This window comes from Amycolatopsis vastitatis (assembly GCF_002234595.1).
Lineage (GTDB): Bacteria > Actinomycetota > Actinomycetes > Mycobacteriales > Pseudonocardiaceae > Amycolatopsis > Amycolatopsis vastitatis.
This window is the reverse complement of record NZ_NMUL01000041.1, coordinates 77,348-98,775: the sequence shown is the minus strand read 5'-3', so window position 1 is coordinate 98,775 and position 21,428 is coordinate 77,348. Positions and strand designations below refer to the sequence as shown.

The window sequence follows — 21,428 nt, the reverse complement described above, 5'->3', positions numbered from 1 at the left end:
AACGGGTGCTGGCGGAGGGTTGCTACCCAGGCCGGTAAAGGACGAAACCCGGCTTTCGTGGAAAATTTTCGCGCCCGGCCGAACGCCTGGTCAGCGGGGTGCGGAAATGACCGAGGGCGGGTGCACGGCGTGCACCCGCCCTCGGACGAGAATCGATCAGCTGGCGTAGGCGCGGAGCCGGTCCGCGCGCTCGCCCTGGCGGAGCTTGGACATGACCTCGCGCTCGATCTGGCGCACGCGCTCGCGGGACAGCCCGAAGTGCTTGCCGATCTGGTCGAGGGTGCGGGGCTGGCCGTCGTCGAGGCCGTAGCGGAGCCGGATGACGTGCTGCTCGCGGTCGTCCAGCGTCGCCAGGACGCGGCGGAGGTCGTCCTGGAGCAGGCCCGAGATGACGGCGCTCTCGGCGTCGGTCGCCTCGGAGTCCTCGATGAAGTCGCCCAGCGGGGCGTCCTCCTCCGTGCCGACCGGCATGTCGAGGCTTACCGGGTCACGCGAGTGGTCGAGCAGGTCCGAGATCTTGTGGGCCGGGATGCCCGACTCGGCCGCCAGCTCCTCGTGCGTCGCGTCCCGCCCGAGCTGCTGGTGCAGGTCGCGCTTGATGCGGGCCAGCTTGTTGACCTGTTCCACCAGGTGGACCGGGAGCCGGATGGTGCGGCCCTGGTCGGCCATGCCCCGGGTGATGGCCTGCCGGATCCACCAGGTGGCGTAGGTCGAGAACTTGAACCCCTTGGAGTAGTCGAACTTCTCCACCGCGCGGATGAGACCCAGGTTCCCCTCCTGGATCAGGTCGAGCAGCGGCATCCCCCGGCCGGTGTAGCGCTTGGCGAGCGAGACCACCAGGCGGAGGTTGGCCTCCAGCAGGTGGTTCTTCGCCACGTGGCCGTCGCGGATCAGGGCCGCCAGCTCGGTGCGGCGCTTCGCGGTGAGGTTTTCGGCCGTGTCCAGCATGTGCTGGGCGAAGACCCCGGCTTCGATGCGCTTGGCGAGCTCGACCTCGTCGGCCGCGCTGAGCAGGGCCGTCTTGCCGATGCCGTTGAGGTAGACGCGGACGAGGTCGGCGGCGGGGCTCTGGGCGTCGAGGTCGGCGTCGGTGAGCGTCCCCACGCTCAACGACGGCTCCTCGGACATCTGAGCCGGGATACGCTCGCGAATCCCGCGCGACTCGCGTTCGAGAGTCTGGACTGACATTCTGCCTCCCCGGTCACGGGCTGAACGTGCTGCTGCGGTGGTCCCGCCGGGTTCGTACCCGCGAACCGGGGCCTGTGGATCCCGGTACGCCGGTCCGGCCGGCTTGGCTGGACATCTGGCACAACGCTCCGGGTTCCCAAAACGTTCCCGGTCCGTCATAGAGGAAGACGGATGCGGGACCGATCCGGTTGCTGAACCAATGCTGAGCTTTTGCTGAGAACGTTCATGACCGGGAAACCTGAGAATCCCGTATGAATCCGGTCAGGAAGTGAACCGTCCGGCCATGGTCTAGACCTCTACCAGAACGGTGAACGGACCGTCGTTGATGCTCGAGACCGCCATCATGGCCCCGAAGCGGCCCGTCGCCACGGTGGCGCCGCGGCCGCGCAGCTCGCCCACGACGGCGTCCACCAACGGCTCGGCGACCTCCGGCCGGGCCGCCTGTGTCCACGACGGGCGCCGGCCTTTCTTCGTGTCGCCGTAGAGCGTGAACTGGCTCACGACGAGCAGCGGCGCATTCGCCGTGGCGCATGATTCCTCGTCGCGCAGCACACGCAGTTCGTGCAATTTGCGTGCCATCACGGCGGCCTTCGCGACGTCGTCGCCGGCGTGGATTCCCAGCAGCACAAGCAAACCCGGCTCGTCGATCGCGCCGACGACCTCGCCGTCGACGGTGACGTCCGCCCGTGTGACGCGGGCGGCGACGGCCCTCACCGCTCCGCCGGGACGAGCATGCCGTGCCGGACGAGCTCCCGGACGACGGGCAGCGCGGCGGCCGCCAGCTCCTCGGACGACAGCCCCTGCGCGGCCGCGAGGAGCTCGATCAGGTCCTCCAGCGGCAGCGCGCCGCGGCAGCCCGCCAGCAGCCTCGCGGCCAGCTCGTCGACCTCGTGCTGCCAGCCCGGTCCGTCGGTGCGGTGCAGGCGGCGGATCGTCGTCGTCCAGCCCTCGTCGCCGGGTTCCTCGACGCTTTCCAGCAAAACCGTGTCGGGCACGACAAAACGGACATCGAGGAGAGAATCGCCCGATTCTCGCAGCCATTCCACGCGGTCCAGCCAACCCGCCGCTTCCGGGCCCAGCGGGTCGTCGTAGGCCTGCCTGAGGTCCTCGCACACCACGGTCGGAGTCCGCCCGGCCGCGCGTCGCAGCGTGACGAAGCCGAAGCCGATGCCCCGGACGTCGTGGGCGGCGAACCAGTCGAGCCACGCCGCGGCCTTCGCCCGGCCCTCGGGCGAACGCGGGTCGAGGCCCGCGTCCCGCAGCCACGTGCCGACGTAGAGCGCCGGATCGGCGACGTCCCGCTGCACGAACCAGGCGTCGGTTTCGGCGGGCAGCCAGCGGCTCACCCGATCGGCCCAGTCTTCGCTGGAGGTGTGCAGCCACGAAGCGAGCAGGTGACCCACGCCGCCGTCGTTGAGGAAGCCCGGCAGCTGCCGCACGACCAGCGCGCTCGCGTCGTCGCCCGCCAGCCCGGAGTCGCGGTAGGTGTAGTCGACGCGGGCCGGGCCGACGACGAACGGCGGGTTGCACACGACCTGGTCGAACTTCCGCCGCGCGACCGGCGCGAACCACTCGCCGCGCACCAGCTCGACGTCCAGTTCGTTCAGCCGGAAGGTCGCCGCGGCCAGCGCGAGGGCCCGGGCGGAGACGTCGGTCGCGGTGACGCGCCCGGCGTGCCGGGTCGCGTGCAGCGCCTGCACGCCGTTGCCGGTGCCCAGGTCGAGCAGGGTGCCGACCGGGCGGCGGCTGGTCGCGCGGATCAGCGACAGCGACGCGTGGCCGACGCCGAGCACGTGGTCCTCGGGCACGGTGGTGCCGAGCACGTCGGCGTCGAGGTCGGACACGACCCACCACGAGCCCTCTTCATCGCCGTGGGGCCGGATGTCCAGCGCGGCCCGGTAGCCGCCATCGGCCGCCGACAACACACCGGCGAAGACGGCGTCCTCGGGTGTGAGCGGCGCGAAAGCGGCCTTGACCGCCGTCTCGGGCTCGGTTCCGCCGAGCAGGAACAGCCGGATCAGCGTGCCGAGGTCACCCGCGTCCCGGCTCGCGCGCTCGGCAGGCACCGGCTCGCCGCGGCCGAGCGCCGCGTGCGCGGCACCGCCCAGGGCGGCCACCACGCCGTCGGCGTCGTAGCCGGTGCGCCGGAAGGCCTCGCGCAGCCGCGCGCAGACGTCGTCGGACAGGTCGGGCGTTCCACTTCGCGTGCTCACGGTGGGTAATGCTGCCACGATGGCTCCCGTGACCCCTGAACGCGTCCTCGCCCCGCTCGACGCGGCGCTGCCCGAGCTCGAAGCGCTCTACATCGACCTCCACCGGCACCCGGAGCTGTCCTTCGCCGAGACCCGGACGGCGGCCGAGCTGGCCCGGCGGCTGGAGCGCGACGGCTACGAGGTGCACACCGGCATCGCCCGGACCGGCGTGCTGGGCGTGCTGCGCAACGGCGAGGGGCCCACGGTGCTGCTGCGCGCCGACATCGACGCGCTGCCGGTCGAGGAGAAGACCGGGCTGTCCTACGCGAGCACCGTCCGCGGCACCGACGAGCACGGCACCGACGTCCCGGTCATGCACGCCTGCGGGCACGACATGCACGCCACCTGGCTCTCCGGCGCCGCCGCGCTGCTCGCGAAGGGGCGCGACACCTGGGCCGGCACGCTGCTGGTGGTGTTCCAACCGGGGGAGGAGGGCGCGGGCGGTGCCGCGGCGATGGTGGCCGACGGCCTGTTCGAGATCGCCGGGAAACCCGACGTCGTGTTCGGGCAGCACCTGGTGCCCGGCCCCGCGGGCTGGGTGCTCACCCGGCCGGGCGTGATCATGGCCGCGACCGACACGCTGCGCGTCACCCTGCACGGCCGCGGCGGCCACGGCTCACGCCCGGAGACGACCGTCGACCCGGCGGTGCTGGCCGCGTCCGTGGTGCTCAAGCTGCAGACGATCGTGTCGCGCGAGATCGCCGCCACGGACTCGGCCGTGGTCACGGTCGGTTCGCTGCACGTCGGCACGGCGAGCAACGTGATCGCCGACGACGCCGTCATGGAGGTCAACATCCGTTCGTTCGACCAGGCCGTGCGCGAGCGGGTGCTGGCCGCGGTCGAGCGGATCGTCCACGGCGAGGCGGCCACGGCCGGCGCGCCGAAGCCGCCGGAGATCGAGCGCTCCGGCGCCTACCCGGTCACCGAGAACGACGAGGCCGCCAGCGAGGCGCTCACCGAGGTCTTCCGCGGCCACTTCGGGACCGACGTCGTGTTCCCGGCACCGCTGATCACCGGCAGTGAGGACTTCAGCGAGTTCGGCCGCGCGGCCGGCGTGCCGTCGGTGTTCTGGCTGGTCGGCGGCTTCGACCCGGAGACGGTGATCACGGCGATGACCGAGGGCCGGTTCGAGCGCGACATCCCGTCCAACCACTCGCCGCGGTTCGCCCCGGTGCTGCACCCGACCCTGCGCACCGGCATCGAGACGCTGGTGCTTTCCGCGTTGAGCGAGTTGCGCCACCCCGGTGTCGGATGACCCGCGCAAGTGGGACGATGGACGGCGGAGGTGGTGCAGTGACCATGCCCGCCAACGACTCGGACCCGGTGCTGATCACCGGGGCGGCCCCGTCGTACGAAGAGCAGTTCGCCGCGCGCAAGCGCAAGTACGTCATCATGATGTGCTGCCGCATCCCGTGTCTGATCCTCGCCGGGCTGACCTACCACGTGTGGTGGCTGGCCCTGGGCTTCCTGGCGATCTCCGTGCCGCTGCCGTGGATCGCGGTGCTGATCGCCAACGACCGCCCGCCCCGCAAGTCCGAGAACGTCTCGACCTACCAGCGCGAGGCGAAGGCGATCGAAGGCACCACCCACCGCGTCATCGACGGCTGAGCCCCACCACGGCTCGTGAGTGAGAAACAGGGTTCTAACCCTGTTTCTCACACTCAGGACGGCTGGGGGCCCACCTTCCCGACGGCCAGCGCGCCGAGCCGCGTCCCGTGCCGCAGGATGTCCACTGTGGACTCACCGGCCAGCCAGCCGGTGAGCACGCCCGCGTCGAACGCGTCACCCGCCCCCGTCGAATCGATGCACTCCGCTTCGACCGCGGGCACGCTCGTGACGCCGCCCGCGTCGACCCAGCTGGCGCCGTCGAGCCCGGCGGTGACCACCACCGCGCCGACCGTCCCGAGCAGTTCCTTCGCCGACGCGGGATCCGCCGAGCCGGTCAGCGCGACCAGCTCTTCGGTGTTCGGCATCAGCAGGTCGACCCCGCGGACGTCGGCCAGGAACGCGGCCGGGTCGGTGATGTGCGCGGCGGCCTGCGGGTCGACCGACGTCGTCAGGCCGGCTTCCTTCGCCACGGCCAGCGCCGCGAGACCGGCTGCGCGCGACGGCGGGTCGAGCAGGACGTACCCGGACAGGTGCAGGTGGCTCGCCCCTTCGAGCGCTTCGGCGGTGACGTCCCCGGGAGCGAACCGCTGGTTCGCGCCGCGGTCGGCCAGCATGCTGCGCTGGCCGGAGCCGTCGACCATCACCACGACGCAGCAGGTCGGCGCCTCGGCGTCGACGGCGAACGCGCACCGCACGCCCGCCGCCTCCAGCTCCGCGCGGATCAGCCGGCCGCCGGGGTCGTCGCCGATCCGCGCGAGCAGCGTCGTCTCGGCGCCGAGGGACCGCAGCCACAGCGCGGTGTTGGCGCCCGCGCCGCCGCCGGTGAACCGGATCTTCGCGCGGGCGTCGCCCCCGTGCGGCAACGGCTTGTCGTGCCGGGCGATCACGTCGAGGGCCGCGTCGCCGACGACCACGATCCCGGTCATGCGAGCGCCACGGCCACTTCGGTGGCCAGCTTCGCGTTGTTCAGCACCAGCGCTTCGTTCGCGTCGATGCTGACCCCGCCGCTCGCGGTGTGGAAGTGCTCCAGCAGCACCGGCGTGACGTCGGCGCCGTGCACACCCCGGTCCGCCACCAGGGCGAGCCCCTCGGCGAGCAGCCGGTCGTGCAGTTCTTTGTCCATTTCGGACTCCGCGGGGATCGGGTTCGCCAGCAGGACACCCGAACCCGCGTAGGCGCGGTGCGCGTCGATCACGGCGGCCGCCTGCTTCGGGTCGTCGACCCGCCAGCCGACGGCGTGCCCGGACGAACGCAGGTAGAACGCCGGGAAGTCGTCGGTGCGGTACCCCAGCACCGGCACCGAGTTCGTCTCCAGCACCTCGAGGGTGGCCGGGATGTCGAGCACCGACTTCACGCCGGAGCAGACCACGACGGTCGGCACCTTCGCCAGCACGCCGAGGTCCGCCGAGACGTCCCAGCTCTGCGCGGCCCCGACGTGCACGCCGCCGAGGCCGCCGGTGGCGAACATCCCGATCCCGGCCGCGGCGGCCAGCGCCGACGTGCTCGCCACGGTCGTCGCGCCGGACCGGCCGAGCCCGACGGCCGGGCCGAGGTCGCGCAGCGACAGCTTGTCCAGGCCGGCGTCCGGCGCGCAGACGCGCTCGAGTTCCGCGGGGGAGAGGCCGACGACGACCCGCCCGTCGAGCACCGCGATCGTGGCCGGGACGGCGCCGCCGTCGCGGACCACGCCTTCGAGGCGGCGGGCGACGTCGAGGTTGCGGCCCGGCGGCAGGCCGTGGGACAGGATGGTGCTCTCCAGCGCGACGACGGGGTGCCCGTCACGCAGCGCCGAGGCGACCTCTTCGTGCAGCGAGAGTGCGGTAGTCACGAGGGACCATCATCGGTGATCGCCCGCCGCGCGGTGCCAGTGGGTCAGCTCGGCCGTCAGGTTCGCCGTCGCGGCGCTCGCCCAGCGTGTCCGCGCGGCTTCGCTGCGGTAAAGCTCTCGCGCGAGCATTCTCTCCAGGACCGCGATGCGCCCTTCGCGCCAGACGTCGTCGGGGTACTTCGCGTACTCCTCGCGCACTCCGCGGGCGTACGTCGCGTACTGCTCTTCGGGTGCTCCGAGGATGGCGAGATCGGCGTCGAGGAGGGCGGTGGCCAGGAGGTCGTCCGCCGGGGCGTCGTGCTCGATCGTGGCGAGGATCAGGTCCTCGACCCGCTCGACGTGGGCTTCGGCGACCCCTTCCAGGGCTTCGCGGGCCCAGGCGGCGCTGGCGCGTTCGTCTTCGCCGGGCTTCGCGTCGTACACGACGTCGTGCGTCCAAGCCGCGACGGCGACCACCGCGCGTTCGGTGGCGCTGAGGCCTTCAGCCAGCCAGCCGGAGTCACGCGCGACCGCGGCGGCGTGCGCGAGCGTGTGGTAGCGGCGATGGGGCTCGCCGTACCGGGCTTCGAGCCGTGGCCACGCGTCGGACGCGCCGCCCAGCACCGTGATCGCGTCGGTCCACTCCACGGCTAGTCGAAGATCCCGCGCGGCCGCGCGACCTGGTCCAGCCAGGCTTCGAGCTGCTTCTCCCAGTCGACGTCCGGCTTCACCGTGAACATCCCGAGGAAGTCCTGCCCGCGGCCGCCGAAGCCGCCGGACTTGCTCACCCGCACCCGCTTGGTGACCTCCAGGACGACGTCGGTGCGCTCCGGCGACGTCAAGAAAGTCACCGCGACCTGGGAAAAGACGCTCGCGAAGCGGGGTGAGGGCGCGAACCGGATCTCCTGGAAGAACGGCAGCCGCTGGCGGCCGCCGTCGACCCGGCCCGGCTCGAGGATCGCCTCGCGGAAGGTGAAGCCGAGCCGGCTCACCGCGTCGAGGACCCGCTTCTGCGCCGGCAGCGGCTCGATCGCGACGGCATCGGCGTCGAACGGGTCCGACACCGCCGCGGCCAGGTCCAGCTCGGCCCGGACCCCGACCGCCATGCCGGTCAAGGGCTTGCCGTAGACGCTGGTCACCGGCGTTTCCCAGGGCAGCGGCAGCTCGAACGGCACCCTGACCTGCCGGCCGGCTCGGACGATCTCCCGGCCGACGAGCTGGTGGGAGCCGAACGGCAGGTCTTCGGTCCGGTCGCCGCCGGGCACCCGGACGCGGGCCAGCAGCGTCACCGCGAGGCCCTTGATCTCCTGGTCCACCTCGCCGCCGAGCAGCAGCACCTCGCCGTGCAGCGGGCGGCCCGGGGCCGCGGCGGCGTCCAGCAGCCGGGCGTCGATCTTCGCCCCGCCCGAGCCGAACGTCGCGAGCACCTTCTGGAACATGCGGGGAATCCTGCCAGGTCGAGGGGCTTTCGTACGAGGTTCGGCGGGACTCGGGCACAATGGCCGGGTGAGCACCGAGACGCTGACGAAGCCGGAAACCACGCCCGAGGGCACGGACACCACCGACGACGACACCCCGAAGATGTTCCACTACGTGAAGAAGAACAAGATCGCCGAGAGCGCGGTCATGGGCACTCACGTGGTGGCGCTGTGCGGCGAGGTCTTCCCGGTGACGAAGTCGCCGAAGCCCGGGTCGCCCGTGTGCCCGGCCTGCAAGGAGATCTACGACAGTCTCCGTCCGGGTAAGTGAGTCCGGCCTGAACCCCGGCGGGTGAGCCCGCCGGGGCCTTTCTGCTGTCCGGAAACGGACAGATAGCCGAACAAACGTGAAAAACCTTCATTCGGCGGGTGTGCCGGGTGCGGGAGTCCTGGTAAATCTCCCGGGCCAGGTTCCCTCACCCACCGGAGTGGCACATGCGCAGAACCGGGATCGTGCTCACCCTCGTCGCCCTGCTGGCCGTGGTCTCGCCCGCGCTGGCCCAGGCCGTCACCGGCTGGACGGAGATCGGGTCCGACAACGCGAGGGCCCTCGACGAGAGCCAGGGGCTCGCGACGATCGTGCGCCCGTCGGGCACCACGATCCGCTACACCGGGATCGGCACGATCCCGGCCGACCTGAACTCCCAAGGCTGGAACCACGTCGGCGACCCGGGCTCCGCGCAGGGCTGGTACGTCGAGCCCTACCAGCGTGACGACCGCGGCGCGAAGCTCTTCCGCGTCCAGGCCCCGGACGGCTCGTGGGCCAACTACAAGCACAACCTCGAGTCGTGGGAAGCGAACAACAACTCCTTCGCCGCGGTCTCGCCCGACGCGCGCTGGCTGGTGGCGGGGGAGTGGGGCACCATGGACCGGCTCCTGGTGCACCCGATGCCGGGCACGGTGTTCACGAACCCGGCCCAGAACCTGCCCTACGCGTCGGCGATCCGCCTGGACCACGCGGTCCGCGACGTCCAGGGCTGCGACTTCCAGACCGCGACCCGCCTGCTCTGCGCGTCCGACGACCCGGACGGCAGCCTCTTCGGCACGACCAAGCCCCTGCTCCAGGTCGACCTGGCCGGCCTGCTGTCCGGTTCGGACGTCACCGGCCACGTCACCTCACTGGGCCAGCTCCCGCTCCGCAGCGGCTGCTCGGGCTCGTTCGAGGTCGAGGGCATCGACTTCGACGAGCGCGACAACACCCTCCGCGTGGTCGTGATGTCCCCGAGCATCTGCATCCTCTTCGACAGCAAGACCTACCGCTTCCAGCAGCGCTGACTCCGTGACGGAAGGGCCGACACGCGTGATTGCGGAGTCGACTCGCGTGATTGAAGCGACGACACGCCGGGCCTGCCGTGGCTCCGGCGTGTCGTCCTCCTGATCACGCGAGTCGACCCTCAAATCACGCGTGCCGGCGTTCGGATCACGCGAGTTCCGGGTTCAGGGACTCCGAATCCGGGGCCTGGGCCGGGGTCCGGCGCGCTTCGCGGCGGGCCTTCCGGCGTTCCTTGCGGGTCTCGACCATCGTGTAGAGGGTCGGGACCAGGACCAGGGTCAGCAGCGTCGAGCTGACCAGGCCGCCGATCACCACGATCGCCAGGGGCTGGCCGATGAACCCGCCCTGGCCGGTGATGCCGAGTGCCATCGGGACCAGCGCGAAGATCGTCGCCGCCGCCGTCATGAGGATCGGCCGCAGCCGGCGCCGGCCGCCTTCGGTGACGGCGTCGGCGACGCTCATCCCGTCGGCGCGGTACTGGTTGATCAGGTCGATCAGCACGATCGCGTTGGTCACGACGATGCCGACCAGCATCAGCATGCCGATCAGGGCAGGCAGGCCGAGCGCGGTGCCGGTGGCCAGCAGCAGCCCGATCGCGCCGGTCGCCGCGAACGGGATCGACACCAGCAGGATCAGCGGCTGGATCAGGCTCCGGAACGTCGCCACCATGATCAGGAACACGATCGCGATGGCCGCCAGCAGTGCCAGGAACAGGTTCGAGAACGCCTCCTGCTGGTCCTGGCTCACGCCGCCGAGCGAGTACGACGCGCCACCGGTGAAGGTCAGACCGTCCAGTTTGGACTTGATGTCGGCGGTGGTCTTGCTCAGGTCGGTGCCGGTGTTCTTGGCGGTCACCGTGGTGCTCAGGTCGCCGCCGGTGCGGTGCACCGAAGCCGGTCCGTCCACAGTGGACACCTTGGCCACCTCGTCGAGCCGGACGACGCCGCCCGGGCCCGGGATCGGGAGGCCCTTCACCTGCTCGACCGTCGCCGGGGCGGTGCCGGCGCGCAGGACGATGTCCGTGCGCTGCCCGCCGACCGGCAGCTGCGTCACCGTGCGGCCGGCGATCGCCTGGTTGGCGACCTGCCCGATGGTGCTCGCCGACAGCCCGTGCGCGGCGGCCGCGGCGTCGTCCACCTCGACCTGCACCCGCGGCGAGCCGACGGCCAGGTCGCTGCTCACCTCGGTCAGCCCGGACACCCCGCGCAGCGCCTGCGCCACCTGGTCGGACGCGGGTTTCAGCGCCGCCTCCGACGGCGCGGTCACCGTCACCGAGACCTGGTCGGAGTTGAACCCGGACGCGTCCGCCCCGATCTTGATCTCCCCCAGCTCGGGCCGCGAGGCCAGCTTCGCGCGCAGGCGGTCGGACAAGGCGTCGAGGTCGGTGCCCTTGGCGACGGTGACCGAAATGCTCGTGTTGGTGCCGCCGCCGAAGCCGAACGTGCCGCCCCCGCCGATGCTGACCTGGTAGGTCCGCACCGCGGACTCGGCCGCGAGGGCCTGCTCGACGGCCGTGGCCGCCTGCTCCTTCGCCTCGACGCTGGTGCCCGCGGGCAGCTTCTGCGTCATGTTCAGCGTGGTGCCGCCGGACTGGTCGAGGAAGTTCGTGTCGAGCCGCGTCGCCAGCCCGACCGTGCCCGCGAAGATCAGCAGCGCCAACAGGACGACGGTCAGCCGCCGCCGGGTCGCGAACCGGATCACCGGCAGGTACGCGCGCTGCAGGACGCTGCGGCGTTCCTTCTCGATGGCAGCCGTGCGGGCTCGCTCGGCTTCGACGGCGTCCGACGGCACCGCCGGCGGCTTCAGGAACCAGTACGCCAGCACGGGAACCACGGTCAGCGACACGAGCAGCGAGGCCAGCAGCGCCACCGTGACGGTGATCGCGAACGGCGAGAACAGCTCGCCCACGAACCCGCCGACGAACGCGATCGGCAGGAACACCGCGACGGTCGTCAGCGTCGACGAAGTGACCGCGCCGGCCACCTCCCGGACGCCGTCGAGCACCGCGCGTTGCTTCTCCTCGCCGTAGGCCAGATGCCGTTTGATGTTCTCCAGCACCACGATCGAGTCGTCGACCACCCGGCCGATCGCGATGGTCAGCGCGCCGAGGGTGAGCAGGTTGAGCGACAGGTCGCCGGTCCACAGCGCCAGCAGCGCGACGACCACCGACAGCGGGATCGACACCGCGGTCACCAGCGTCGAGCGCACCGACAGCAGGAACAGCAGGATGACGACGACCGCGAACGCCAGCCCGAGCAGGCCTTCGGTGGTCAGGCCGCTGATCGCGTCCTTCACCGGGGTGCCCTGGTCGAACACGACGCTCATCTCGGCGCCGGTCTTCTTCGCCAGGTCCGGCAGCTTGTCCCGCACCGCCTGGGAGATCGCGACCGCGTTCCCGTTGTCCACCATGGTGATCGACAGGCCGAGGCTCGGCTTGCCGTTGGTGCGCGTGATCGACGTCGGGGGCGCGAACCCGGTCTGGACGTCGGCGACGTCACCCAGCTTCACCGGGCCGCGCGCCGGCCCGCCCGTCCGCGCGGCCGCACCCGGCGTCAGGTAGAGGTTGCGGAGAGTGTCCACAGTGGTCTGCCCGCCACCGACCTGGACGGACAGCGTCTTGCCGCCTTCGGTCAGCGTGCCGGCCGGCACGGCGGCGCCGGCGGTCTGCAGCGTCGTGGCGATCGACGCCGGGTCGACGCCCGCGGCGGCCAGCTTCGCGTAGTCGAGCGTGATCGTGACGCGCGGCTGCTGCACCCCGGTGACGGTCACGGTGCGGACGCCCTCGATCTTCCGCAGCTCCGGCGCGACCTGGTCGGTCAGCGCGGGCGCGAGCGCCTGCGGGTCACCCGTGGTGCCCGCGGCGACCAGGGCCACCGGCAGGTCGTCGGTGCTGCCCGCGGACACGGCCGGTTCGGTGTTCTGCGGCAGCCGGGGCCGGACCTGGTTCACCACCTGCTGGATCTGCGAGACGGCGGCGTCGATGTCCGTGCCGAACTCGAACTGCGCGACGACCCGCGAAACGCCGTCCGACGACGTCGACGTGACCTGCTCCAGGCCCTTCAAGCCCTGCAGGCCGCCCTCGAGGGGCTCGCTGACCTGCCGGTCGACCGCGTCCGGCGACGCGCCGGGGTACGCAGTGACGATCTGCGCCTGCGGGAACTGCAGGGACGGGAACAGCTGCTGTTTGAGCTGCGGCAGCGCGAAAGCACCGAAGCCGATGACGACGAGCGCCAGCAGGCCGATCAGGCTTCGGTTGCGCAGGCTCAGTCTGGCCAGCACGGACATGACTCTCGGAACCCCCTCGGAAACGACGCGGCGATCCGCGCCGTCATCAGTGACCGGCAGAGCGTCCCATGTCCGAACTGAGGAGCGACTCAGTCTGTGGGTGGATTCCGGGTCGTCCCTTCGGAGGACCCGTGCCCCTGGGCGGCGCTCGGTGCCGGTTCCGGCGCGCTGGGTGACGAAGTGTCCTCATCGGACGGCTCGGCGCCGTTGGGGGAGACGTCCCCGGCGCGCGGGCGCCGCAGCGGCGTGGTCGAGCGTTCCCGCGGCTTGCGGCCCTCTTCCGAGCGCAGCCGCTCGGAAGCGCGTTCCATCTCCAGCCGCCGCCACTTGCGCCGCTGCCGCCGGGTCGCCTTGGCCGGCCACAGCTCCTGGATCGCGCTGTTGAAGTAGGCACCGCCGACCACGGCCAGCCCGATGAAGAACATCAGCAGCAGGAACGCGATCGGCGCCGCGAGCGCGCCGTAGGTGTAGCCGGTCTTGGTGATCCAGTTCAGGTAGACGCGCAGGCCCACCGAGGAAAGCAGGAACACGACCATGGCGAGCACCGCGCCGGGCAGCCCGCGGTGCCACGGCAGCTTCCGCGGCAGCGCGAGCTTGTACAGCGTGGTCAGCGCGAGGGTGATCATCACGCCGAGCGTCGGGAAGTACAGCGTGCTCACCCACGACGTCACGGTCGGGCGCCAGTCGGGCGGGAAGAACTCCGGCAGCAGGTCGGGGCCGATCGCCAGCAGCGGCAGCCCGACCACGAGGATCACCAGGCCGCACAGGTAGAGCAGGAGTGCGAAGATCCGCTGCCAGACGTCGTTGCGGACGCCGTACTGGTCGTGCGCGACGGTGATCGCGTCCACGAACGACGACATCGCCGACGAACCGGCCCACAGCGAGATCAGGAAGCCGACCGAGACGATCTCGCCCTTGCCGACGGTGAGGATGCTGTTCACCGTCGGTTCGATGATGTCCGCGACGGCGTTGGTGCTGAACACCGTCCGGCAGAAGCCGATGATGCGGTCGTGCACGGCGCCGACGACACCCTGGCCGAACCACTCGCCCACGAAGCCCAGCGCGCCGAGCAGTCCCAGCAGCAGCGGCGGCAGCGACAGCGTCTGCCAGAAGGCCGCTTCGGCGGCCTCGGAGAAGATGTTGCCCTCCCAGGCCTTGGCGAACGTGCGCGTGACGAGCCGCCACGGCCCCTTGCGGGCCACCTTCGTCGCTGCGGACGGCTGCACCTCACCCATGACGTGTCCAGCATGGTCCATCGGTGCTGATTTGGCTCGTCACACCCCCTGCGGCCGGGCGTGTCGGCGGACATCACCCGTGCCGGTGCCGGGAACTGTCGGACCCGGCCGGTAGACTCGCTCCAGTGCCCTCACCGCAGTCGCCGGCCGCTCAATGCAGCAGCAGTCGGTACCACAGTGAGGGTTTTCGCACGTCAAAGCACTTGAGCGAGGGGGAGGACCGGCGATGACGGAGACGCAGCTCGGGGCGCCTCCCGCGGAGAAGGACTCGACCGCGCGCCCGCTGCGGGCGTGGCAGCGGCGGGCGCTCACCAAGTACCTGACGCAGAAGCCGAAGGACTTCCTCGCGGTCGCGACGCCGGGCGCCGGCAAGACGGTGTTCGGTCTGCGGATCGCCGCCGAGCTGCTGAGCGACCGCACGGTCGAGGCGATCACCATCGTGACCCCGACCGAGCACCTCAAGCACCAGTGGGCGGCCGCGGCCGCCGCGGCCGGCATCGCCATCGACTCGAACTTCCGCAACACCACCGGCGTCACCTCGTCGGACTACAACGGTGTCGCGCTGACGTACGCGCAGGTCGCGGCGCACCCGACGCTGCACCGGGTGCGCACCGAGAACCGCAAGACGCTGGTGATCCTCGACGAGATCCACCACGGCGGCGACGCGAAGTCGTGGGGCGACGCGATCCGCGAGGCCTTCGCCCCGGCCGTGCGGCGCCTGTCGCTGACCGGGACGCCGTTCCGGTCCGACGACTCGGCCATCCCGTTCGTCACCTACGAGCCGGACGCGGGCGGCTTCCAGCGCAGCAAGGCCGACCACTCCTACGGCTACGCCGACGCGCTGGCCGACGGCGTGGTCCGGCCGGTCGTCTTCCTGGCGTATTCGGGCGAGGCCTCCTGGCGCACGAGCGCGGGGGAGGAGTTCACCGCGCGGCTCGGCGAGCCGCTGACGGCGGAGCAGAACGCCCGCGCGTGGCGCACGGCGCTCGACCCGGCGGGCGAGTGGATCCCGGCCGTCCTGCAGGCCGCCGACACGCGGTTGTCGCAGGTCCGCCAGAGCGTGCCCGACGCGGGCGGCCTGGTGATCGCGACGGACCAGGAGTCCGCGCGGGCGTACGCGAAGATCCTGGAACGCATCTCCGGCGAGATGCCGACGCTGGTGCTCTCGGACGACCCGAAGGCCTCGGGCCGGATCAAGGAGTTCTCCGAGACGAACGAGCGCTGGATCGTGGCGGTCCGGATGGTCTCCGAAGGCGTCGACGTCCCGCGCCTGGCAGTGGGTGTGTACGCGACGAGCGCGTCGACCCCGCTGTTCTTCGCCCAGGCGATCGGCCGGTACGTGCGCGCGCGCAAGAAGGGCGAGACGGCGAGCGTGTTCCTGCCGTCGGTGCCGGTGCTGCTGGAGCTGGCCAGCGAGCTCGAGGCGCAGCGCGACCACGTGCTCGGCAAGCCGCACCGGGAGAAGGAAGGCTGGGAGGACGAGCTCCTCGCCCAGGCCAACCGCACCGAGGACGAGCCGGGCGAAGAGGAGAAGGCGTTCACGTCACTGGGCGCCTCGGCCGAGCTCGACCAGGTCATCTACGACGGCAACTCGTTCGGCACGGCGGTGTTCTCGGGGTCCGACGAGGAGCAGGAGTACCTGGGCCTGCCGGGGCTCCTGGAGCCGGACCAGGTCCGGGCGCTGCTGCGGAAGCGGCAGGAAGAGCAGATCGCGGACGAGAAGCGCCGCAAGCCGGCGAAGGAGGAGCCGGCGTCGCAGCCGGTCCGCTCCCAGTCGGTGAGCGAGCGGCTCGGAGCGTTGCGCAAGGAGCTGAACGCGCTGGTCGGCATGTACCACCACCGGACGAAGAAGCCGCACGGCGCGATCCACAACGAGCTGCGGCGCGTGTGCGGTGGGCCGGTGACCGCCATGGCGACCGTGGAGCAGCTCGAAGAGCGGATCGTCACGCTGCGGTCCTGGTAGGGAGGGCGGCCGGTCCCCGTGCCTTGTCGCCCGGGAGGCTGAAGTTCCGGTGATCACCGTCCGTTCCCGGGAGGGCGGCATCACCGCACCGCCGGGCTTGTGACGCTGCGTATCGCACTGTCACCGGCGTCCTGCCCGTCCGTCCCTTCTCGAACGGCCCTTCAGGCACCTGAGCGCCCGAAGTTCGCAAGTCGGCGACCAATCCCGGCCCGGAGCCGTGGATTCGCCACGAGGTTGCGCTCGGTGCACACGACCGGAGCAACCTGGCGTCCGCGCGAAACATACATGTAACTAACCGTGAGTGCTGGCGATCACATCGTCAGCGGATCTACTCTTTCCGGGCGAGGCTCAGCCCGTGTTGCCGAACCGTGTCCAATTGGTGTCATTTAATCGATCCAGCTATCTTCCCCGCAGCCGCTCAGCGGCATATGTTGTCGCCCACAACATATGCGCGACGGTGCGCCGGGCCTCCCGGATCGCCGCCTCGCTGGCCCGAAGCACACGCCGACGGCCGCTCGTCACCAATGCTTGGATCCGGAAGGAACGAGGATGCGCAGCAGAACCCTTACCCTCCTCGCCGCCACGGTGAGCGCCGGCCTGGTGCTCACCGCCTGCGGTACCAACAGTTCGAACAGCGGGGGCACGGGAAGCAACTCCGCTTCCTCCTCGGCCCCGGCCGCCGGCGGCGGCGCCAGCGGCAAGGTCGGCGTCATCCTGCCGGAGACCGCCAGCTCGGCGCGCTGGGAAGCCTTCGACAAGCCGATGCTGCAGGCCGCCCTCGCGGCGCAGGGCTTCGACGCGGACGTCCAGAACGCCCAGGGCGACGCCCAGAAGTTCACCACCCTGGCCGACGGCTTCATCAGCTCGGGTGTCAAGGCCCTGATCATCGCCCCGTCCGACCCGGCCGTCGGTGCCTCGGTCGAGTCCAAGGCCAAAGCCGCGGGCATCCCGGTCATCGACTACGACCGGCCGAGCCTCGGTGGCAGCGCCGACTACTACGTCTCGTTCGACAACGAGAAGGTCGGCCAGCTCCAGGGCCAGGCCATGGCGGACGCGCTGAAGGACAAGGCCGGCGCGGGTGTCGTCCAGATCGAGGGCGCCCCGACCGACAACAACGCCACGCTGTTCACCAAGGGCCAGGAGTCCGTCCTCGAGCCGCTGTTCACCTCCGGCAAGCTGAAGCGGATCCAGAAGCAGCCGATCAACGACTGGGACAACCAGCTCGGCGGCACGACGTTCGAGCAGATCTTCACCAACAACGGCGGCAGGGTCGACGGCGTCGTCGCGGCGAACGACGGCCTGGCCGGCGCGGTCATCACGATCCTCAAGAAGAACGGTCTCAACGGCAAGGTCCCGGTCACCGGCCAGGACGCCACCGCCGACGGCCTGATGGCGGTCATGCGCGGCGACCAGTACATGACCGTCTTCAAGCCGATCAAGGAAGAGGCCGAGGCGACCGCGAAGCTGGCTGCCGCACTGGCCAAGGGCGACAAGGCCGCGGCCGACGCCATCGCCACGGGCACGCTGCACGACCCGAAGGGCAACCGCGACATCAAGTCCGTGCTGCTGACGCCGACGACGATCCTGGCGAAGGACGTCAAGACCGTCGTGACCCAGGGCTACGTGAAGGCGAGCGAGATCTGCGGTGGCGACCTCGCCGCCAAGTGCAGCTCGCTCGGCATCTCCGGCTGAGTCCCCGCATCACCCCTTGAACAGCCGGGCCGGGACGCGCACCCCGACGGCGCGTCCCGGCCCGGTCCCCACCCAGGAGAAAGCCCATCCATGAGTGAGCCCATTCTCGAGATCAAGGGCCTGAACAAGAGTTTCGGCCCGGTCCACGTCCTCCACGACGTGGACTTCGACGTGCGCGCGGGCGAGGTCACCGCCTTGGTCGGCGACAACGGCGCCGGCAAGTCGACCCTCGTCAAGTGCATCGCCGGCATCCACCCGTACGACTCGGGGGCCGTGCGGTTCAACGGCGAGGACGCCCACATCCGCGGTCCGAAGGACGCGGCCGAGCTCGGCATCGAGGTCGTCTACCAGGACCTCGCGCTCGCCGACAACCTCGACATCGTCCAGAACATGTTCCTCGGCCGCGAGCGCGGCAACTCGTGGAAGCTCGACGAAGCCAGCATGGAGAAGGCCGCCCGCGAGACGCTGGCCTCTTTGTCGGTCCGGACCGTGAAGTCGGTCCGCACGCCGGTCTCCTCGCTGTCCGGTGGTCAGCGGCAGACCGTCGCCATCGCGAAGTCGGTGCTGTGGAACAGCAAGGTCGTCGTGCTCGACGAGCCGACCGCCGCGCTCGGTGTCGCGCAGACCCGGCAGGTGCTCGACCTGGTCCGCCGGCTGGCCGAGCAGGGCCTGGGGGTCGTGCTGATCAGCCACAACATGGCCGACGTGTTCGAGGTCGCCGACCGCATCGCCGTGCTCTACCTCGGCAGGCTCGTCGCCGAGGTGCACACGAAGGACGTCTCCCACGGCCAGGTCGTGGAGCTGATCACCGCGGGTCGCTCCGGTGACCTCGGCCTGGCCCGGCCCGAATCCGTGGTCCTGTGAGCGGGAAGAAAGAACCGGAAATGACTGAAACCCCTGCCAAGCACGAGGCCGGCACCCCCGCCGACGCGCTCGCGCAGACCCAGAACCCCTCGGCGGCGATCACCGACTTCGGGATCGACACGACATCGATGTCAACCGGCGAGGCGGTCCGCGACTACTTCGCCCGCCTGCGGGCCGGCGAGCTCGGCGCGCTGCCGTCGCTGTTCGGCCTGCTCGTGCTCGTCATCCTGTTCAGCGCGCTGTCGGACAACTTCTTCACCCTGGCCAACATCGCGAACGTCTTCCCGCAGGGCGCGGGCGTCATCATCATCGCGATGGGCATCGTCTTCGTGCTGCTGCTCGGGGAGATCGACCTCGCCGCCGGTGTGGCCTCCGGTGTGGCCGCGTCCGTGATGGCCCTGCACTACGTGCACGCCGGGAACCTGCTGGGCACCTTGGGAACCGGCGTGTTCGTCACGTTCATCGGGGTCCTCGCCGTGGCCATGCTGCTGTCGGCCTATCAGCGGATCTGGGCGGGGGCCGGGCTTTCGCTGCTCGGCCTGCTGATCGTCGCGATCGGCGTCCCTGCGAACGCCTGGCTCGAGATCGTGCTGGCCATCTGCGTCGGCACCGCGATCGGCTGCATCACCGGCTTTCTCGTGTCGAAGATCGGCATGCCGTCCTTCGTCGTGACACTGGCGCTGTTCATCGTGTGGCAGGGCGTCCTGCTGCAGTTCATCGGTGAGGGCGGCACGATCGGCATCAGCAACTCGGACATCCTGAACAAGATCGCCAACGGCAACCTGGACATCCTGGGCAGCTGGATCTTCTTCCTCGTCGCCGCCGGCGGCTTCGCGGTGATCACGCTGATCAGCCACTTCAAACGGCTCCAGCGCGGCCTGGTCGTCCAGCCGACGGCACTGGTGATGATCAAGGTGGGCACGCTCGTCGTGCTGTCGGCGGTGGGAACGTGGCTGCTGACCATCAACCGCTCGGTGAACAAGGCGGTCGTCACGATCGAGGGCGTCCCGTACGTCATCCCGATCATGCTGGTGCTGCTGGTGGCCGGGACCTACGTGCTCAACCGGACCAGGTACGGCCGGTACGTCTACGCGGTCGGCGGCAACAAGGAAGCCGCCCGCCGCGCCGGTATCGACGTGCCCAAGATCCGGGCGAGCGTGTTCATCATCGGCTCCGCGGTCGCGGCAATCGGCGGCATCGTCACCGCGTCGAAGGTCGGTTCGGTCAGCCCGCAGTCCGGTGGCCTCAACACGCTGCTGTTCGCGGTCGGTTCGGCGGTCATCGGCGGCACGTCGCTGTTCGGCGGCAAGGGCCGGGTCGCCGACGCCGTCGTCGGTGGTCTGGTCATCGCCGTCGTCATCAACGGCCTGGGCCTGCTCCACCAGACTGCCGCCGTGGTGAACATCGTCACCGGTCTGGTCCTCCTGCTCGCCGCCACGGTCGACGCGCTGTCCCGGCGCCGCGCGGCTGCGTCGACGCGCTGAACCAGCATGGGATGATAAAACCCGTGACCAGCTCGCCCGTTGCTCGACCGGACGAGGTGCGCCGGCACAACCGCACGACCCTGCTCCGCCTGCTGCACGTCGGCGGGCCGAGCACCCGGGCGACCCTGGCCACGCAGCTGGGGCTCAACCGGAGCACGATCAAGACCCTCGTCGACGGGCTCGCCGAAGCCGGCGTCGTCGAGGAGAAGGTGCCGAGGCCGGGACGAGGGGCGGGCCGCCCCTCGCTCCTGGTCCTGCCCCAGCCGCACGCGGCGGTCGTGCTCGCGGTCGACCTGCAGGTCGAGCACGTCGCGATCGCCCTGGTCGGGCTGGGCGGGCAGATCCTGGGCCGCAACAGCTGGAACCTGCGCGGCCGGATGGGGCAGCCCGAAGAGGTCATCACCCACGTCATCGAGTCGACGAACATCCTGGCGAGCGACCTCGGCGTGACGCCGGTGGCGGCCGGGGTGTCGGTGCCCGGTGTCGTCCGGCGCGCGGACGGGCACGTGCACGAGGCCCCGAACCTGCGCTGGACCGACGTCGCGCTCGGCGAGCGGCTCGGCGCGGTGCTGCAGATCCCGATCCTGGTCGGCAACGACGCCGAGTTCGGCGCGGTCGCCGAGCACCTGCGCGGGGCGGCCCGAGGGGCGTCCGACGTGGTGTACATCTCGGCGGACGTCGGGGTCGGCGGCGGCGTCATCGCCGAAGGGTCGGCGCTGCGCGGCGGCGCCGGCTACGTCGGCGAGATCGGGCACATGGTGATCCGCCCGGACGGGCGGCCCTGCTACTGCGGCAGCAGCGGCTGCTGGGAGACCGAGGTCGGCGAAGCGGCGCTCTGCCGGGCGCTCGGGCTGGCCGAGGACACCCCGCGCGGCGCGATCCTGTTCGAGCTGCGCGAGCTGGGCCGGGACCCGGAGGCGGCGCTGTCGCAGCTCGCGGAGTTCGCCGAGTGGCTGACGCTGGGGCTGATCAACATCGTCAACCTGCTCGGGGCGCAGCTGGTGATCCTCGGCGACCTGCTGACGGTGCTGCCGGAGGCGGTGCTGCGGCATGTGGGCGCCGAGGTGCGCCGGCGCAGCCTGGTGAGCCGGGCGGTCGGGGGCACGCGGATCGTCAGCTCGGCGCTGGGGGCCGACGGGAAGCTGCTCGGCGCCGCGGAAGTGGCGTTCGAGGTCGTGCTGGATTCTGTCTGATTTCCTGTCCGCTTTTGTGTCCGTAATCACTGCGGTTCGCGGCCGTGCCGTGATAAAAGGCACGCATTCTGCAAGATGCAGAAAGGCGGCCGGCGCCTGTGCGCAC

18 protein-coding genes are annotated in these 21,428 nt (G+C 70.9%); 9 read left to right on the top strand and 9 right to left on the bottom strand.

Annotated elements, in window-relative coordinates:
• Positions 1–156 precede the first annotated feature (156 nt).
• From CF165_RS35295 to CF165_RS35285, 3 genes are all read right to left on the bottom strand, one after another.
• Complete coding sequence (locus CF165_RS35295) at positions 157–1,188, bottom strand: sigma-70 family RNA polymerase sigma factor (RefSeq protein ID WP_093951920.1); 1,032 nt, start codon at positions 1,186–1,188, stop codon at positions 157–159.
• A gap of 288 nt (positions 1,189–1,476) precedes the next feature.
• Positions 1,477–1,902, bottom strand: coding sequence for a D-aminoacyl-tRNA deacylase (gene dtd / locus CF165_RS35290; RefSeq protein WP_093951919.1), 426 nt, complete (start codon positions 1,900–1,902; stop codon positions 1,477–1,479).
• Positions 1,899–3,401, bottom strand: a complete 1,503-nt coding sequence (locus CF165_RS35285) for a DUF7782 domain-containing protein (protein ID WP_093951918.1) — start codon at positions 3,399–3,401, stop codon at positions 1,899–1,901. The genes dtd and CF165_RS35285 overlap by 4 nt, the downstream gene beginning before the upstream one ends.
• A 28-nt stretch (positions 3,402–3,429) precedes the next feature.
• Between CF165_RS35285 and CF165_RS35280 the strand changes: the two genes are divergently transcribed.
• Positions 3,430–4,695 carry an amidohydrolase gene (locus CF165_RS35280; RefSeq protein ID WP_093951917.1) on the top strand — a complete coding sequence of 422 codons (1,266 nt, stop codon included), beginning with the start codon at positions 3,430–3,432 and terminating at the stop codon, positions 4,693–4,695.
• Positions 4,696–4,733: 38 nt separating this feature from the next.
• Entirely contained in the window at positions 4,734–5,048 is a 315-nt protein-coding gene (locus CF165_RS35275; RefSeq protein WP_093951916.1) for a DUF3099 domain-containing protein, read from the top strand.
• A 53-nt stretch (positions 5,049–5,101) separates the two neighbouring features.
• Here the strand turns inward: CF165_RS35275 and CF165_RS35270 are convergent, their stop codons facing one another.
• From CF165_RS35270 to CF165_RS35255, 4 genes are read right to left on the bottom strand one after another with little or no spacing between them, the layout of a single operon-like run.
• On the bottom strand, positions 5,102–5,974 hold the full coding sequence (locus CF165_RS35270; RefSeq protein WP_167441654.1) for a carbohydrate kinase family protein: 873 nt from the start codon (positions 5,972–5,974) through the stop codon (positions 5,102–5,104).
• Entirely contained in the window at positions 5,971–6,876 is a 906-nt protein-coding gene (locus CF165_RS35265; RefSeq protein WP_093951915.1) for a pseudouridine-5'-phosphate glycosidase, read from the bottom strand. The genes CF165_RS35270 and CF165_RS35265 overlap by 4 nt, the downstream gene beginning before the upstream one ends.
• A 9-nt stretch (positions 6,877–6,885) precedes the next feature.
• The gene (locus CF165_RS35260) at positions 6,886–7,503 is read right to left on the bottom strand and encodes an HD domain-containing protein (RefSeq protein ID WP_093951914.1); all 618 of its coding nucleotides are present in this window, start codon (positions 7,501–7,503) and stop codon (positions 6,886–6,888) included.
• A 2-nt stretch (positions 7,504–7,505) separates the two neighbouring features.
• Positions 7,506–8,294 carry a sporulation protein gene (locus CF165_RS35255; RefSeq protein WP_093951913.1) on the bottom strand — a complete coding sequence of 263 codons (789 nt, stop codon included), beginning with the start codon at positions 8,292–8,294 and terminating at the stop codon, positions 7,506–7,508.
• Between the two features lie 67 nt (positions 8,295–8,361).
• Between CF165_RS35255 and CF165_RS35250 the strand changes: the two genes are divergently transcribed.
• Both CF165_RS35250 and CF165_RS35245 read left to right on the top strand, forming a co-directional pair.
• Entirely contained in the window at positions 8,362–8,604 is a 243-nt protein-coding gene (locus CF165_RS35250) for a DUF3039 domain-containing protein (protein ID WP_034284335.1), read from the top strand.
• A gap of 164 nt (positions 8,605–8,768) precedes the next feature.
• On the top strand, positions 8,769–9,608 hold the full coding sequence (locus tag CF165_RS35245; protein ID WP_167441653.1) for a hypothetical protein: 840 nt from the start codon (positions 8,769–8,771) through the stop codon (positions 9,606–9,608).
• A gap of 145 nt (positions 9,609–9,753) precedes the next feature.
• Here CF165_RS35245 and CF165_RS35240 read toward each other — a convergent pair whose 3' ends face one another.
• Together CF165_RS35240 and CF165_RS35235 are read right to left on the bottom strand one after the other, a co-directional pair.
• Complete coding sequence (locus CF165_RS35240) at positions 9,754–12,891, bottom strand: efflux RND transporter permease subunit (RefSeq protein WP_093951912.1); 3,138 nt, start codon at positions 12,889–12,891, stop codon at positions 9,754–9,756.
• Positions 12,892–12,980: 89 nt separating this feature from the next.
• Positions 12,981–14,126, bottom strand: a complete 1,146-nt coding sequence (locus CF165_RS35235; protein ID WP_093951911.1) for a YihY/virulence factor BrkB family protein — start codon at positions 14,124–14,126, stop codon at positions 12,981–12,983.
• Positions 14,127–14,352: 226 nt separating this feature from the next.
• On the opposite strand from CF165_RS35235, the gene CF165_RS35230 reads away from it, so the two are divergent.
• From CF165_RS35230 to CF165_RS35210, 5 genes are all read left to right on the top strand, one after another.
• Entirely contained in the window at positions 14,353–16,089 is a 1,737-nt protein-coding gene (locus tag CF165_RS35230) for a DEAD/DEAH box helicase (protein WP_093951910.1), read from the top strand.
• 549 nt (positions 16,090–16,638) lie between these two features.
• On the top strand, positions 16,639–17,781 hold the full coding sequence (locus CF165_RS35225; RefSeq protein WP_093951909.1) for a sugar ABC transporter substrate-binding protein: 1,143 nt from the start codon (positions 16,639–16,641) through the stop codon (positions 17,779–17,781).
• A gap of 90 nt (positions 17,782–17,871) precedes the next feature.
• Positions 17,872–18,645 (top strand): ATP-binding cassette domain-containing protein, encoded by a 774-nt coding sequence (locus CF165_RS35220; RefSeq protein ID WP_093951908.1) that lies wholly within the window; start codon positions 17,872–17,874, stop codon positions 18,643–18,645.
• A gap of 20 nt (positions 18,646–18,665) precedes the next feature.
• Positions 18,666–20,129 carry a sugar ABC transporter permease gene (locus CF165_RS35215; RefSeq protein ID WP_093951930.1) on the top strand — a complete coding sequence of 488 codons (1,464 nt, stop codon included), beginning with the start codon at positions 18,666–18,668 and terminating at the stop codon, positions 20,127–20,129.
• 11 nt (positions 20,130–20,140) lie between these two features.
• On the top strand, positions 20,141–21,322 hold the full coding sequence (locus CF165_RS35210; protein WP_093951907.1) for an ROK family transcriptional regulator: 1,182 nt from the start codon (positions 20,141–20,143) through the stop codon (positions 21,320–21,322).
• Positions 21,323–21,428 lie beyond the last annotated feature (106 nt).

Bases quoted from the DNA above. Each gene is read 5' to 3' on its own strand.
- CF165_RS35255 (WP_093951913.1), bottom strand. From the start codon at position 8,294: ATGTTCCAGAAGGTGCTCGCGACGTTCGGCTCGGGCGGGGCGAAGATC.
- CF165_RS35230 (WP_093951910.1), top strand. From the start codon at position 14,353: ATGACGGAGACGCAGCTCGGGGCGCCTCCCGCGGAGAAGGACTCGACC.
- CF165_RS35210 (WP_093951907.1), top strand. From the start codon at position 20,141: ATGATAAAACCCGTGACCAGCTCGCCCGTTGCTCGACCGGACGAGGTG.
- CF165_RS35225 (WP_093951909.1), top strand. From the start codon at position 16,639: ATGCGCAGCAGAACCCTTACCCTCCTCGCCGCCACGGTGAGCGCCGGC.
- CF165_RS35295 (WP_093951920.1), bottom strand. From the start codon at position 1,188: ATGTCAGTCCAGACTCTCGAACGCGAGTCGCGCGGGATTCGCGAGCGT.
- CF165_RS35215 (WP_093951930.1), top strand. From the start codon at position 18,666: ATGACTGAAACCCCTGCCAAGCACGAGGCCGGCACCCCCGCCGACGCG.
- CF165_RS35245 (WP_167441653.1), top strand. From the start codon at position 8,769: ATGCGCAGAACCGGGATCGTGCTCACCCTCGTCGCCCTGCTGGCCGTG.
- CF165_RS35220 (WP_093951908.1), top strand. From the start codon at position 17,872: ATGAGTGAGCCCATTCTCGAGATCAAGGGCCTGAACAAGAGTTTCGGC.
- CF165_RS35240 (WP_093951912.1), bottom strand. From the start codon at position 12,891: ATGTCCGTGCTGGCCAGACTGAGCCTGCGCAACCGAAGCCTGATCGGC.
- CF165_RS35235 (WP_093951911.1), bottom strand. From the start codon at position 14,126: ATGGGTGAGGTGCAGCCGTCCGCAGCGACGAAGGTGGCCCGCAAGGGG.
- CF165_RS35270 (WP_167441654.1), bottom strand. From the start codon at position 5,974: ATGACCGGGATCGTGGTCGTCGGCGACGCGGCCCTCGACGTGATCGCC.